The organism is Halegenticoccus soli, from assembly GCF_002844195.1.
Lineage (GTDB): Archaea > Halobacteriota > Halobacteria > Halobacteriales > Haloferacaceae > Halegenticoccus > Halegenticoccus soli.
Genome location: NZ_PEND01000004.1, coordinates 315,169 through 328,928 on the forward strand (window position 1 = coordinate 315,169; position 13,760 = coordinate 328,928).

Consider the following 13,760-nt stretch of genomic DNA (forward strand, 5'->3'; position numbering starts at 1 on the left):
TCTTCTGCTGCTTTAACGGCGCGTTAAATCCGTGAGACTGCGAGCGTGGGCGACCGAATCACCCGTCGAACGTGTCTCTATTCGTACGATTGGGGCAGCGATCGAGCAGGCGCCCGCGGCGGTGACGCTCCCGAACGGAATCACCCGTCTCCCGCGGTCTGACCGCCGTCTTCAACACGTCTATATCGCTGGCGGCTAGTTTTGCCAGTATGGAAACTACCGTCGGAGCCCGCCGGTTCGCCCTCGGCCCTTCGAGCGACTCGCCGCCCGTTCGTCTCGGCGTTCGGTCATGATCCTCGCCGAATTCTACGCCGATCAGCCGATCCTCCGCGAGACGATCGAGCGCGTCCCGGGGACGCGGATCAGCTGGGAGCAGTCAGACGCCCTCGACGAGGGGCGCGTTCGGGTTCTCGTGTGGGTCGAGAGCGGCGATTTCGGGGCGTTCGACGCGGCGCTCGCGGCCGATCCGACGGTCGCCTCGCCACGGCACGTCATGGATTTCGGAGAACGGCGACTGTACCGACTCGACCTGATCGACGAGGGGTTACGGACCAGTCTCTATCCCCTCATCACCGAGGAGGGCGGTCTCATCCGCGAACTGGCCTCGTCTTCCGAGGGGTGGCGGTTTCGGGTGGCGTTCCCGGACCGCCGGACGCTCACCCGCGTCCACCGCTTCTGCGTCGAACGGGGCGTCGACTTCGACCTCCGCCGGCTCTGCATCGAGACGCCCGAGACGGAGCCGGCGGCGTACGGTCTCTCGCCGAAGCAACGCGACGTTCTGTTGGCGGCGTTCGAGGCCGGTTACTTCGAGGTGCCCCGGCGGGTCACGCTCTCGGAGCTGGCGGGGGAGTTTCGCGTTTCGAGCCAGGCGCTCTCCGAGCGCCTCCGCCAGGGGGTGAACGCGCTCATCGAACAGACGATCGCGCGTCCGGACGAGACCGTCTCGGAGGAGTGAGACCCCGCCGAGAGGGGATTTCGTCCCTCTCTTTCGGCGGTTCGAGATCCGCTTTCGGCGACAGCAAGGAACTGCCGACGGACGTCGGCCTATCGAATGCGTAGCCAGGCGTGGTGGCTGTTCCGTAATCCGCCCTCGACGCTCAGCCGCTGGGCCCTCTCCTCGGCGAACCCCCGATACCGCCATTCGAGGCGGTCGTCGAGGCCCGATCGCTGCCGGCATTCGAAGTAGTGGTAGCCCGTTTCGTCCCCCAGCAGGATGTCGGTCGTCTCGGACGCGTCGAGCGCCTTCACGATCCACACGCGGGACCCGGACCCGACAATCCGCTCGACGGTCCGGCTGAACTCGATCACGCGCTCCTTCGCGACCGTGCCTTCGGTGAGGTTCCGCGCCGCTTCGCGGAGGGCGTCGTCTTCGTCGTGAGTGTGCGTGAACCAGCCGACGTTCATCGGACCAGTAGAGAGAGGTATAGAACTCATAACAGTATGTATGACTCAGGAGTTCGCAAAAGGCTTGGGCTTGCATACTCCGGCACCGTTCGGCGGTCGATCGGTTTCGAGCGGAACGAGCGTTCCGGCGGGCGCCGGTTCCCGCGCCCCGTCGATCGAACGGCGCGCCGCCTCGATCGAATCCGCCCGCGGAAGTATTGTGTCGAAGTGGTGGCCTCTCGGGACTCCCGAGGTAGTTCCGAACGGGCGTGTTCACCGGGCACACGCGTGTTCTCGCGAGATGCGCGCCGGGCGCTCCGGCCTGGGCCGGCGACAGATAGCGTCTCGTTACTCCGGTAACGAATGCTTGGACGGCGCGTAATTCGCGCTTTCCTGATTGAACGGTCTGCGACCATTATTACGCTCACCGCGCTCCACGGAGACGGGGTCAGAGCTGTGTGGTGTGTCAAAGTGCGCGGGTCCGACCCCGATTTCGGTCTTCTCGACGCTCCGAGCCGGCGGTTCGCGGGATTCTCGCTCACCGATCGCCGGGCTCGCCTCGTCACCGAACCTGTTCTACGAACGCGTCGATCCGCTCTCCCGGCGTTTCGATCCCGATCACCGCGCCGATGACCGCGTCGCTCTCGTCGGTCACGTACTCGACGCGCCGTACTCCGCCGCCTCGTCGAGCGAACGAGAGCTTCGGCGCGCGCGCGTACGGTTTGTCGAACGCCACCGCCACCCGCCCGTCGCCGTCCTCGTCGCGCACGCCCCGGTGCACGTCGAACGCGGGGACGTTATCGCGCACGACGGACGACGGGCTGTCGATCTCCCACGCGTTGCCCTCCTCGGCGCGGTTGTTCTCGTAGACGTTCCGGTCGACGCCGTCCGCCTCTCTGAGTGCCGGCGACGCCGGCGTCCGCGCGATCGCGTTCCCCCGGACCCCGGTTTTCGAACTGTCGACTCGGATCGCGGCCGTCCCGTCCTCGCTCGCCCCGTTGAACTGACTGACGTAGTTCCCGGCCAGCTCGTGGTACGTTTCTCCGGGGCTCCGGAGCGAAATTCCGGAGCGGGCGACGTCCCGAACGTGGTTGTTCGAGACGGTGATCGACTCCGTGCCGTCGAGCACGAGGCCGTGCTTTCCGGTCCGGGCGACGGTGTTGTCCACGATCGTCCCCTCGGAGGCGTTTTTCACCCGGATGCCCGTCTCGGCCGAATCAAGGACGGTGTTGTTCGAGATCTTGAGATCCGTGACCGGCGTCCGGACGTTGATCCCGTGACGGCTGTAGCCGGACAGTTCGTTCCCGCTGATGGTGATGCTCGATCCGCCGGCGGGATCGACCGCGATCCCCGCGAACTTCGTCGTCTTGTTCGTCCACAGCCCCTCGGTCGTCTGGGTGCTGATATTCCCCCTGATGGAGACGTGGTGGACGTCGGTGGGGCCGCGAACGTGGCAGAACGACTTGTGGAAGCCGAAGCCGACGTTGTCGGTGATGATGCTGTGCGATCCCCCCGCCGCTTCCCCCTTCGGACCGCTCGCGATGCCGGTGAGACTCCCCTCTCGGCAGTTCCCGAGGACGTTCCCGGAGATGACGACCGTGCTCGCGACGTCGTTTCTCCCGTCGGGGGCCCAGAGGTCGCACGCGATCGCGCGGTCGATGCCGTCCGTCACGACGTTCTCCGAGACGACGATGTTCTTCCCGCCCAGTTGGACGCCCCGGTCGCCGAAGTGGTGGACGCGGTTGTTGACGATCCGGACGTTCTCGCCGTTCCGCCCGACGCTGATGCCGCTTCCGCCGCTCCCGTGTTCGTGGTACGGGTGGGTTCGCGCGATCGTGTTCCCCGACAGGACCACGTTGGTCGCGTCCCGCACGACGATCCCGTGGAGCTTCTTCGCGCTCCCGTCCTGGTTCTCCGGGTTGCCGTCGTACCCGACGTTCCGGATCGTGACGTTCCGGCAGTGGCCTCCGTTTCCGATCCTGATTCCGCCGACGTTCGCGCCGTCGGCCGGCTTGATCGCGGTGTTGACTCCCGGACCGACGACGGTCACGCCGTTCGCGTCGACGTCGAGCCACTGCGTCGTTCTGTACGGCGCGTTCCGCTCGTCGATCCAGACCGTGTCGCCGTCGGAGAGGTCGTCGAACGCCGCCTCGAGTTCGGCGGCCGTCGAGACGACGTGGTCGGCGACGCCCCGGACGTCCCGCGCGGCGACGGACGGCAGCGAGAGGCCGCACCGCTTCCACCCGTCGTCGGACGAGACGAACGGCGTCACCTCGTCGTCCGACCGGATTGCGAGGTAGACGTCCCAGTGGTCGGGGTTCACGGGCGGACTCCCCCCCTTCAGCGGACCTCCGGTCACGTCGAGCGAGTCCCCCGGATACGATCCGTCGTACTCCGCCTCCCGCGCGAAATCGCCGCGGGTGAAGGGCGTCGCCGAAGCCGCGAGCAGCGCCAGTGCCTGCCGACGCGACGCGTTCATCGTTCTCCGAAATGAAAGGGTGAACGTTCAGTCACGGTTTTATGACTGTACGGTCCGTGAGGCGCGGGGCTCACTAAAGGGTACTCGCCGTCGTTCGACACGAGAGCGGGCGTGGCGGGAGTGAGCGAACGCTTCGCGTTTGCGAACTACGCCACGCGAGCGAACGAAGTGAGCGAGCGTGGCGGGATTCGAACCCGCGATCGAGAGGTTAGGAACCTCTCGCCCTATCCGCTAGGCCACACGCCCCGGTCGACGTACGAAAGCGCGAATAAAAAGCGTGCGCTTCTTCGGCGAGGAAAGCGGCCCGACCGGATCGGGCAGAAGCGCTCAGTTGCTGCTCTTTTCGGTCGCGTCTTCGGTGGCGGTCGTCTCGGTGGTCGCCGTCTCGGTAGCCGTGGTCGGCTCGTTGACGTCCGACTCGCTTTCGCCCTCGCCCACGGACGACCCGCTGCCGTCGCGCATCTGTTTCAGTTCCTCTTCGACCTCCTCGCGTCCTTTCTGGAACTCGCCCATCGCCTGCCCCGTCGAGCGCGCGAGCTTGGGAATCTTGTTCGCACCGAACAGCAGCACCAGCACGAGCAAGATGATGAGGAGCTCCGGCCCGGCCGGGATTCCGCCGAACAGTGGGATCACGGTATCGACCATCTCTATCCCTGCTTAACTCGGTGGCGATTATAGGCTTTTTGCTCGTCTCTGCCGTTCGTTCGCGTTGATACGTTTCGTTCGGACGCGCAGTGACGACGGCGGCTCGGTCCGCGCCCGCTCTCGCGCCGGATCGCTCTTCCGAACCGAAGCCTACATTCGCAGCGCGGCGCAAGCGCGGGTATGGTCGACGTCGAAGACGACGCGCCCGACTTCACCGTACCGCTCGCCGACGGCGACGTGGGCTCGTTCTCCCTGTCCGAGCGGCTCGACGAAGCGCCGATCGTCCTTGCGTTCTTCCCCGCGGCGTTCACGAGCACCTGTACGACGGAGATGTGCACCTTCCGCGATAGGCTCGCGGACTTCGAGGAGATCGACGCCGCGGTGTACGGCGTCAGCGTCGATCTCCCCTTCGCGCTCAACGAGTTCCGCCGGCAGCACGACCTGAGCTTTCCGCTCCTGAGCGACTGCGACCGGGAAGTCGTCGATCGATACGACGTGCGGATGGACTTCGAATCGCTCGGCGTGCGCGACGTCGCGAAACGCGCGGTGTTCGTCGTCGACGGCGACGGCGAGATCGCCTACCGCTGGGTCGCCGACGATCCCGGGCAGGAGCCCGATTACGAGGCGGTCTCCGAGGCCGCCGAGGCCGCCGCGTAGCCGAAGACCCGCGGCGGATCGAGACCGAGTGTACTTTTTTCTCGGCCGGCCGTGATATCCGTGGTATGGCCAGCGAAACCGAAGGTGGCCGCCGGGAGTACGAGCCGGAGGCGGAGCACTCGTTCCCCGACGGGAAGCTGAACGAGATTCTCCCCGCGATCATCGAGGATCCCGAGATCTCGACGTACCTCGAGGCGCAGAACGTCAACGCGGTGACGCGCAAGGGGTACAACGATCACGGGCCGATGCACATCGAGATCGTCCGAAACCGGGCGCTCAGGCTGTACGACCTGCTCAAGCGCGGCGGCGTCGAGTTCAACGGCGCGCGGGACCAGGGCCTCGAAGAGGCCGACGAACCCGTCATCGTCGCGCTGGCCGCGACGATCCACGACATCGGACACGTCGTCCACCGGGACAACCACGCCTACTACTCGATTCCGCTCGCCGCCGATCTGCTCGATCGCTTCCTCCCGCGCTTCTACGACACCGAAGGGGTGGTCAGGATGAAGGCCGAGGTCCTCCACGCGATCCTCTGTCACCACACCGAGGAGGACCCGCTCACGCGTGAGGCGGGCGTGATCCGCGTCGCCGACGCCCTCGACATGGAGCGCGGGCGCTCCCGCATCCCCTACGAGAAGGGCGGCCGCGGTATCAACACGCTCTCCAGCCAGGCGATAAACAGCGTCACGCTCAAGGAGGGCGACGACGTGCCGGTGCTCGTCGAGATCGAGATGGTCAACGCCGCGGGCGTCTACCAGGTCGACAACCTGCTCAAGGCGAAACTCCACCGCTCGCGGCTGGAGGACCTCATCCGCATCGTCGCCGTCAACACGAAGGCCGAAGATCAGCTCGTCGAGCGGATCGAGCTGTAAAAAGGCCGACCGAACCGGCGCGGCCGCCGAACACGTTTTTGTCCATCGCGGGCGAGTGCCCACTCATGGATTCGGAAGGCGACCTCCGCGACACCTACGCCGCCGCGATCCAGCACGGGCTGGTCGACGTGGCGGACGCCGACCGCGTGCTCGGGGTCGTCCGGAGGCCGACGCGGTGGTTCTCCGCCGTCGTCGACGAGAACGAACCCGCCGTCGCGCCGCCGACCGACCTGCTCGACGAGTTCGCCGAGCGCCGCGAGGACCTGAAGATGCGGGGGATGTGCGACGAAGGGGCCCACAACGCCGCCTGGGAGGAAATCGGGTTCAAGCGGCGCTACCTGGACTACCTCGACGGCAGCCCCGAGGCGACGGCTGCCGCGCGGCGCATCAGATCGCTCGTCGACGACGGCGAAGCGGTGGTGCTCGTCTGCTACGAGAACACCTCGAAGAAGCGGTGCCACCGGACGCACCTGCGCGAGTGGCTCGCCGACGACGGATCGGCGGCCGACGGGTCAACGGCCGACGGATCGGCGATCGACGAGACCGACGCGTGAGCCGGGCGGAGACGATCCGAGCGCCGGTTCACCACCACGGGTGGAGGAACCGAAGCGATCCCGCGAGGAGTCGAGACGCCGGGAGGGCGAACTGGTCCGTCCGCGCGAGGAGCCCGAGGCCGGACACGAGGAGGTACGCCGTCGTCGCCGCCCCCGCGACGCCGAGACAGATCGCGCCCGCCCGTTCGAACCCCCCGGCGAGGGTCGAACTGACTGCCCACGCGCCGAGACAGAGCGCCGCCGCGAGCGCCCAGAGCGCGTACAGCTGGACTGCCTCTCCCTGCACGGCGCTCATCGATTCGAGCACAGCGACGTAGGCGGGCAGTCCGACCGTCAGCCCGACGAGATACGACCGCGCGAGGAGTCTCGGCCGCCCGTCGATCGCGCGGCGAACCGGCCCGAACCGCGCGAGGAGATACAGACAGAGCGGGTACGCGGGGTGGAGATACCGCATCGTCAGCATGTGGTGGAGTGGCAGTTTGGGCAGGTAGAACGCGACGTGCAGGAGGACGTAACTCGCGGCCAGAACGTCGGTTGCACGTTCGGGGCGGATCGATCCCGCTCCGCGCCGCCGCGTCGGTCGCCTCGCGGTCCGCGTTCGCGCCCGTCGCCACAGCGCGACCGGGGCCGCGACCAGCGCGCCGAGGAGCGGCATCGATTCGAGCACGGTGAGGTTGACCGGCGCGTCGTCGGAGACCGCGAGCCGCTCGACGTAGCCGCTTCGGACGAGTACCCGCCAGACGCGTTCGGGATCCGTCCGCAGGATCTCCAGCCCCCGAACCAGCGGGTCGACGAACCGGTCGAACACCGCGACGAGCAGCGCGGCGGATTCGCCCAGCGCGTCCGAGAACGGGATGCGATCGGCCGGCCGGCCCTCGGATCCGACGCCGACCGGATCGGTCGAGGACTCCCCGGATCCGACGGCCGACGATCCGTCGACAGCGACCCCACCCTCGAAGAGCCCGCCCCGATACCGCGGGAGCATCCGCGGCGGTTCGAGCGGATTGCCCGCGATCAGCGCGTTCGTCAGGAAGAACGGGGCGAGCGAGACGAGAAACGCGCCGGCGACGACCGCGAGCGAACGCGGCCGGTTGGTTCGCGCGGTGAGCAGATCGACGGGGACGAGGACGGCGAGGAGGACGAGCGCGTTCGCGGAGACCACCCAGGCGGTCAGCCCCACCCAGACGTACGACAGCGCCCGAAACGCGGTGGCCCCCCGCTCGTCCGTCGCCTCGCGGCTCCGGTAGAAGCAGTACAGCGTGAGCACGGCGAGAAGCGCCACGAGGCTGTGGCGCTTGGGCAGGGTTGCCCAGAATCCGACGGGGGTCGCGAGGAACGCACCGGCTCCCGCCGCGACGCCGACCCGGCGGCCGTGGACCCGCGAGAGCAGTCGGTAGACGAACGCCGCGGTGAACGCCGCCGCCGTCGCGCTCACGGTCTGTACGGCGACGAGCGGGAACCAGTACGCGGAGACCGGGCGGGCGACGGCGACGTTACAGACGAACAGGCCGAGCGCGACGATCGAGCCGACGGCGAGCCCCTCGCGCTCGCGGCCGACGCGGTCGCCGAGAAGCGCCGCCAGTCCCAGCGCGCCGAGACACCAGACGCCGACGACGAGGACCCGGACGTCCGCGACGAGGCTGACCGCCCGCAGCGTCCAGAGGATCGGAACCGACGCGGCGAGCAGTCCGTAGCTCCGCGCGTACACGTGATCCCCGGTAGTCACCGTGCCCGGCGTCGTCCCGGTTGGCGGTCCGTAGACGATCCGCTCTATCGCGAGGTGCCCGTCCGCGAGCGCCACGAGGCCGTTCACCAGCGCGTAGTTGTCGGTCGACGAGAAGCCGATCCGCCAGTAGAGGCCGAAGAACGTCGCGGCGGCGAGGAAGACCGCGAGACCGACGCGATCCCCGAAGGCCGCCCCGAGAAGGCGGCGTCCGAGCGATTCGGCGTCGATCCGACGAAGCCGCGACCGGTCGGCGGAGGGCGGGCGGGCGCTCATCTCTCGACCTCGATCGTCACCGTCTCCTCGTAGAGCAGCGCGTACTCGCCGCCCTCTTCGAGGAGCCAGATCGACACGGTCGCCTCGTACCGCCGCTCGGCGATCAGTTTCGGGCTGATCTCCTCGGGTCGGAACGCCATGCGCACTTCCCCGTCCGCGGCCCCTCGCAACTCGCGGCGGCTGGCGATCGTGACCCAGAGGTCGGGGATGTCGACGGCGTACGTGAGCTGCGGGTTCCCGCGCACGTCGTCGACCGCGACGACCGCGTCGGGCCCCGAGAGGTGGAACGTCTCCGCCCCGAACCGGCTCCGTTCGAGGACGATCTCCGCGGGGACGGACCGCACCTCGACGTCCGCCGTGCCGCTGCCGGGCGGCGGTGCCGCCGGCTGCGCGATCCCGACCGAACCGAATAGCGGTCCTGCGACGACCGAGACGACGGCGATGAACGCCGCGGCGAAGACCGCAGACGCCCTCCCGTAATCCAGCATATCTCGGGTATCCGATATGAGAACCATATACTTTCCGACGGGAACGTCACCGTCTCTGACGGACCGGGCCGAAAACGTCCGAAACGGCTCCGGAACGACGCCGGTATCGTACACCCCGGTCGGCCGCGTCGCCATCACCCGTATCGCCGCCGAGTGTGGCGCTCGTCGGCCGCGGACTGCGTCCGATCGGCGGGCGCGTCGAAGGTGTAGGTATCGCCGTGCTCGACGTGCGCGATCCGGTCTCCGAGCCCCGCCTCGGCAATCGCCTTTTGGAACACTAGCGGATGATCACCGTGGCGGTTCCGACGAAGAAGATCGAACCGCTTTCGGACCGCGGCTCCGTCGGGTGCCGGGCGAGGCGAGCTCGACCGTCGCGGGGACGAAGCGTGCGAGGGGACCGACGCCGCGAGCGTTCCTCTCCGTGTCGTGTGTGCGGGAACCCGGGGCAAAACGGGTGGTAGTCCACCGAGGCGCACACTGTCTCGCGTAGGTGGAAGTGAGAACCGGCGGAGCGTTTCCGTCGAAAACACGTCGACGGGCGGGCGTCGCGGACCGTCGCGACATCGAGTCTGTTTTGTAGGCGGGCGCACTACGATACGGTATGGGTTTTGGTAGCTACGACGAGTCCGAGCAGCAGCGCCGGAATTCGAACCCCGACGGAGAAGAAGCCGAGGGCGTCAACGTCCACGCGAACGACCACCAGGGGACGGTCTCGTTCGAATCCGACGCGTCGACCGCCGATCTGGTCGACCAGCTGGGCGCGATCAAGCGGTCGAAGGCGGACGAGTAAGTCCCGTTCGGGGCCGCCTCGCCGCTGAGGAGGGCGGTCGGCTCGCGTTGGCGACCCCGCCGAAACCGTCGCTCGTCCGATTCGGTCCCGTTACACGTCTTTTTCGCCGCTGTACTCGATGTAGAGCCTGGTTCCGTCGGCGGACATGCCCTCGATCGTCACCGACCCCGGAACGAACCCCATGTCGGCCGCGACGTCGGCGAAGATCTCGTCCATCTCGATGCAGGTCCGCTCGCAGACGCGTCCGGCACCGGAATCGACGTCCAGCGCCGCGTCGGGGCTTGCGTCGCCCGTCATCGGACGATCACCCCGCCGTTCGCGATACGCGCCCCGCGCGGCGCGGCCGGCGCGCGCGCCGCGGTCGGCTGGCCGCTCTCACCGGGTGACCGCGCGCGGAAGACGTCTTCGAGATCGTCCGTCGATTCGGAACGTGTCTGAACCATTCAACTACGCCTAGCGAAGGGATCATACCAATGTTTCTGTTCTTCCGAGAAATGGTGATGAAGGTGACACGTGGTGTTCTGCGCAGGTTATAATTCTTCGGAGTCCAGAACTCTCGCCGATGAGCCTCACCCAGTTCCACGTCCAGTACGTTGGCCGGCAATATATCCTCCCTCGTCCTGAGTTTAAAACTCAGATCCTGGACAGAAGAGTACGACCGGATTTCCGTCATTGGGGGGGTCCTTCCGGGTTTCCTCTCTTCGAACTTCGTCAATTCCGTCGACTTGTTCGAGTTTCTCGACGAGAGTTCCGGCTGCGTTTTGAACAGTACTATTGCAGACCTCGGGAACCGATACCGCGACCGATTCAACGTTGAGACCGAACCTGGACGATTTGGGCATTTGAGCCACGAGAAACTGGCTCAACGAGTATTGAGTCTCGAAGGAGAGGTAGCGGAACTCTCGAAGACCATCGAGGTCTTCACCCATCAGATCCAGAACTACACGACTTCAGTCTAAATAACGCGCGTGCTACTGGAGGCGTGTTTGGTTGGTGTCTCTGGATAACACCTGTTGCCCTCTCTGTCTCCGTTTTCAGTCTTCAAGTGGCCTTCACTCAACTCACTCAGTGCTATCCCAGTCTTCAAACTAAGCCTCCGAACAGTCTACAATCGCTGACCGACTATACACCGTTTCTCGATTTGTATCGAAGCCGAGTAGGGGCCCAGTAGAGGACACGAGTCTTTATCAATTTGTACGTACAATGTACTACAGAGGTGGCGACGAAGATGGGAACGACCAAAGTGAATTTTCGACTTCCCGACGATCTCGTCGAAAAGGCGGACGTCGCGGCCAAAGTAACTCATAAAAACCGGACCGACATCGTCAAAGAAGCTCTCCAGGAATACTTCGACGAGGTCGAGGACGACGAGGCATTCAAAGAGGCAGTCGTCGAACTCTACCTTGACGATCAAATAGGGTTTGAGGCGTTGAAAGAGTTCCTCGGACGCCAGGACGCCGAGTCGATACGCGCGTCGAAAACCATCCTCAATCAGGGCGAAGCACTCGCCGACAAACTCGCCGATCTCTAACCGAGTCGAACTGTGAATGATCGTCGCCGACACCAGTGCCCTGATCTCTCTCGCAACTGCCGACGTTCTCCGACTGGTTCTCGAAGAGTTTGATGTCCATACGACGGAGACAGTAGTCACCGAACTCGAAGACACCGCAGAGCACACCGACGTTCATGGAGAGGCCGCAGAAACGGTATTGGAATTGCTTGACCAGATCACTATTCACGGGAGTCAGGAACAGAGTTTTGAGTCGTCCAGGATCGATAGGGGAGAGGGCAGCTGTAGCCGTCTCTCTCAGGGCCTCGACGCCGAGTTCCTGTTGACGGACGATCTACGGGCGCTTCCCGAACTCCAGATCCTGACCGACGCTCGTGTCGCGATCTCGCCGATTGTTCTTCGAGCACTGGTGAAACGAGGCGTTTTCACGAACGAGGACGCTGTGGCGATCCTGGAGCGGGTCGCCGAACGACGTGACTGGCACGACGCACCGATATACCGCCGTGCCCTCGACCTATTCGAGTGAACTGTGGCCATCGCTTCTGTATTCTCCATCTTGCGCGTTCGTATTCAGGAGGAACTGAAGCCGAATATCAACACACGGTACCCGGCTTGAGTTCCTGATCGATAGACGGGAATGGTGTCCTGAGCTTTCGACCCGACTCCTGAGCTTAGTCCGAGGAACATGCGTGACTCTCGGAACGGGCGATTTCACGGGGGAGACGGTCTGTGTAGTGCGCCGACCGGGATTCGAACCGAAACCAGACGTGCTCGCTCCCCGCCTGTCGCTGTGCGCGACTGGTAGGGTTACAAAGCCTTTTCCGCGATTATATCTCTCACGTCCGTTCGAGACAATAATGCGCCGGCCGGGATTCGAACCAAAGCAAGACGGTCGCGCTCGCTTCGCTCGCGCGCTGCGACTTGCAGGATTCGAATCCCTCGGAACCGCATTTCCTCACGCGGTATACGAGCGACACGCAAAGCGGTCGCTCCGAGCGGAGCGTTCGGAAAATGCGCCGGCCGGGATTCGAACCAAAGCAAGACATTCCTGCTCGCTTCGCTACGCTCAGCTGCGCGGGCTGTGACTTGCAGGATTCGAATCCCTCAAGGCGAGAACCGCGCGCCGCGTGAGTGCGGCGCGCTCGTTATGCGCCGGCCGGGATTCGAACCCGGGCCATGAGCTTGGAAGGCTCAGGTCCTGCCACTAGACCACCGGCGCTCACTTCAGTCGCCCCGAGGCTCGGAATCCGCTGGAGTCCTCACCACCGGCGCTCACTTCGGTCGCCTCGGCCGCGTCACGCGAACCGAAGCTTCACCCGCCCGTTCACGACACGGCAATAAGGGTGTTACTCTTTCGATCTAATCGTCGCCGAGTCCGAACGCCCGCGCGGCCTCCCGGAGCGCCGGCGAGACGCTCGGGACGTCCTCGATCCCGATCGGCCCCTCGGCCTCGATCTCTTCGAGCGACTTGGGGAACTCCCGGAGGTCCATGTGGATCGCGATGCCGGCGTCCGCCCCCTCGCCCATCGCAACCGGAATCTGGTTGTGTCCGGGGGTGAGATCGCCCACGGCGAACACGCCGTCGACCGTCGTCCGGCCGTCCTCGTCGACGACGACCGTCCCGTCGTCGTTGAGCTCGCACCCGAGCCCCTCCGCGAGACCGGTGTTGTAGTCCGAGCCGTACATCGGGAACCCGCCGCGGTACTCCCGGACGGTCCCGTCCTCGAACTCGAAGCTCTCCAGCCAGCCGTCCTCGCCCTTGTTCATCCCCGAGATCTCCGCTTCGATCACGTCGATCGGGTGCGCGCGCAGGAGCTCGTCCGTCTCGTCGCTCCACTCCGGCTCGCGCCCGCGGAGGAGCAGATCGACCTCGTCGGTGAAGTTGAGCATGATCATCGCGACGTACGCGGCGCTGTCGCCGTGACCCATCACGTACACCGGCTCGTCGATGAACATGTACGCGTCGCAGTGCAGACAGTAGTGGAGGCCCCGGCCGGTCCGCGGCAGCGGCGGCTCCGGCCGCTCGTCGGCGAAGCCGACCGCGAGAACGACCCGCTCCGCGAGGTACTCGTCCCCGTCCGAGGTTTCGAGGCGGAAGCGACCGTCGGGGAGCGATTCGACGCCCGTGACGTACCCCGATCGGAGATCCGCGCCGTAGGAGGCGACCTGTTCGCGGGCCGTCCGCAGGAACTCGTTCCCCGAGACCTCCTCCGTGACGCCGATGACGTTGTGGGTGTCCAGCATCATCGCCGCCCGCCCGCCGCCGCGGTCGATCACGGCCGTGTCGTGACCGAGCCGCGTCGTGTAGAGGGCCGCGGTCAGTCCCGCCGGGCCGCCCCCGACGACGACGACCTCGTACTCGACAGTGTCCTCAGACATGTTC

General features: G+C 65.9%; 17 protein-coding genes and 2 tRNA genes. 7 read left to right on the plus strand and 12 right to left on the minus strand.

Translation table 11 applies throughout. The annotated features are described in order from the left end of the window. Positions 1 to 289 precede the first annotated feature (289 nt). Entirely contained in the window at positions 290 to 955 is a 666-nt protein-coding gene (locus tag CNO20_RS12805) for a helix-turn-helix domain-containing protein (RefSeq protein ID WP_101296513.1), read from the plus strand. A gap of 89 nt (positions 956 to 1,044) precedes the next feature. On the opposite strand, the gene CNO20_RS12810 is transcribed toward CNO20_RS12805, so the two are convergent. From CNO20_RS12810 to CNO20_RS12825, 4 genes are all read right to left on the minus strand, one after another. Beyond that, positions 1,045 to 1,434: a hypothetical protein gene (locus tag CNO20_RS12810; RefSeq protein ID WP_143423208.1), complete on the minus strand. Its 390-nt coding sequence runs from the start codon at positions 1,432 to 1,434 to the stop codon at positions 1,045 to 1,047. Between the two features lie 511 nt (positions 1,435 to 1,945). Beyond that, positions 1,946 to 3,862, minus strand: a complete 1,917-nt coding sequence (locus CNO20_RS12815) for a right-handed parallel beta-helix repeat-containing protein (protein WP_101296515.1) — start codon at positions 3,860 to 3,862, stop codon at positions 1,946 to 1,948. 173 nt (positions 3,863 to 4,035) lie between these two features. Then, positions 4,036 to 4,108, minus strand: a tRNA-Arg gene (locus tag CNO20_RS12820). Between the two features lie 81 nt (positions 4,109 to 4,189). Then, positions 4,190 to 4,507, minus strand: coding sequence for a Sec-independent protein translocase subunit TatA/TatB (locus tag CNO20_RS12825; protein WP_101296516.1), 318 nt, complete (start codon positions 4,505 to 4,507; stop codon positions 4,190 to 4,192). Positions 4,508 to 4,687: 180 nt separating this feature from the next. On the opposite strand from CNO20_RS12825, the gene CNO20_RS12830 reads away from it, so the two are divergent. The 3 genes from CNO20_RS12830 (at position 4,688) to CNO20_RS12840 (ending at position 6,590) form a co-directional block, all read left to right on the plus strand. Continuing rightward, entirely contained in the window at positions 4,688 to 5,164 is a 477-nt protein-coding gene (locus CNO20_RS12830; protein ID WP_101296517.1) for a redoxin domain-containing protein, read from the plus strand. Between the two features lie 65 nt (positions 5,165 to 5,229). Continuing rightward, positions 5,230 to 6,036 carry an HD domain-containing protein gene (locus tag CNO20_RS12835; protein WP_101296518.1) on the plus strand — a complete coding sequence of 269 codons (807 nt, stop codon included), beginning with the start codon at positions 5,230 to 5,232 and terminating at the stop codon, positions 6,034 to 6,036. A 65-nt stretch (positions 6,037 to 6,101) separates the two neighbouring features. After that, positions 6,102 to 6,590 (plus strand): DUF488 domain-containing protein, encoded by a 489-nt coding sequence (locus CNO20_RS12840; protein WP_101296519.1) that lies wholly within the window; start codon positions 6,102 to 6,104, stop codon positions 6,588 to 6,590. 28 nt (positions 6,591 to 6,618) lie between these two features. Here the strand turns inward: CNO20_RS12840 and CNO20_RS12845 are convergent, their stop codons facing one another. The 3 genes from CNO20_RS12845 to CNO20_RS23030 all read right to left on the minus strand — a co-directional run bounded on the left by CNO20_RS12845 (position 6,619) and on the right by CNO20_RS23030 (position 9,355). Beyond that, a complete protein-coding gene (locus CNO20_RS12845) occupies positions 6,619 to 8,589 on the minus strand; it encodes a hypothetical protein (protein ID WP_101296520.1) in 1,971 nt (656 codons plus the stop codon). Then, the gene (locus CNO20_RS12850; RefSeq protein WP_143423209.1) at positions 8,586 to 9,077 is read right to left on the minus strand and encodes a hypothetical protein; all 492 of its coding nucleotides are present in this window, start codon (positions 9,075 to 9,077) and stop codon (positions 8,586 to 8,588) included. The genes CNO20_RS12845 and CNO20_RS12850 overlap by 4 nt, the downstream gene beginning before the upstream one ends. Positions 9,078 to 9,211: 134 nt before the next feature. Further along, entirely contained in the window at positions 9,212 to 9,355 is a 144-nt protein-coding gene (locus CNO20_RS23030) for a hypothetical protein (protein WP_158237412.1), read from the minus strand. A 323-nt stretch (positions 9,356 to 9,678) separates the two neighbouring features. On the opposite strand from CNO20_RS23030, the gene CNO20_RS12855 reads away from it, so the two are divergent. After that, positions 9,679 to 9,867 (plus strand): DUF5786 family protein, encoded by a 189-nt coding sequence (locus CNO20_RS12855; RefSeq protein ID WP_101296522.1) that lies wholly within the window; start codon positions 9,679 to 9,681, stop codon positions 9,865 to 9,867. 90 nt (positions 9,868 to 9,957) lie between these two features. Here the strand turns inward: CNO20_RS12855 and CNO20_RS12860 are convergent, their stop codons facing one another. From CNO20_RS12860 to CNO20_RS22630, 3 genes are all read right to left on the minus strand, one after another. After that, entirely contained in the window at positions 9,958 to 10,164 is a 207-nt protein-coding gene (locus tag CNO20_RS12860) for a hypothetical protein (protein WP_101296523.1), read from the minus strand. After that, positions 10,161 to 10,310 (minus strand): hypothetical protein, encoded by a 150-nt coding sequence (locus CNO20_RS23035; protein WP_158237413.1) that lies wholly within the window; start codon positions 10,308 to 10,310, stop codon positions 10,161 to 10,163. Before CNO20_RS23035 ends, CNO20_RS12860 begins: the two co-directional genes overlap by 4 nt. Positions 10,311 to 10,493: 183 nt before the next feature. Further along, complete coding sequence (locus tag CNO20_RS22630) at positions 10,494 to 10,796, minus strand: hypothetical protein (protein WP_143423210.1); 303 nt, start codon at positions 10,794 to 10,796, stop codon at positions 10,494 to 10,496. 299 nt (positions 10,797 to 11,095) lie between these two features. On the opposite strand from CNO20_RS22630, the gene CNO20_RS12870 reads away from it, so the two are divergent. Further along, the gene (locus tag CNO20_RS12870) at positions 11,096 to 11,398 is read left to right on the plus strand and encodes a ribbon-helix-helix protein, CopG family (protein WP_101296739.1); all 303 of its coding nucleotides are present in this window, start codon (positions 11,096 to 11,098) and stop codon (positions 11,396 to 11,398) included. A 16-nt stretch (positions 11,399 to 11,414) separates the two neighbouring features. Further along, positions 11,415 to 11,903 carry a PIN domain-containing protein gene (locus CNO20_RS12875; protein ID WP_101296525.1) on the plus strand — a complete coding sequence of 163 codons (489 nt, stop codon included), beginning with the start codon at positions 11,415 to 11,417 and terminating at the stop codon, positions 11,901 to 11,903. 622 nt (positions 11,904 to 12,525) lie between these two features. Here CNO20_RS12875 and CNO20_RS12880 read toward each other — a convergent pair. Continuing rightward, positions 12,526 to 12,596, minus strand: a tRNA-Gly gene (locus tag CNO20_RS12880). A 140-nt stretch (positions 12,597 to 12,736) separates the two neighbouring features. Beyond that, entirely contained in the window at positions 12,737 to 13,756 is a 1,020-nt protein-coding gene (locus CNO20_RS12885) for an NAD(P)/FAD-dependent oxidoreductase (RefSeq protein WP_101296526.1), read from the minus strand. Between the last annotated feature and the right edge of the window lie 4 nt (positions 13,757 to 13,760).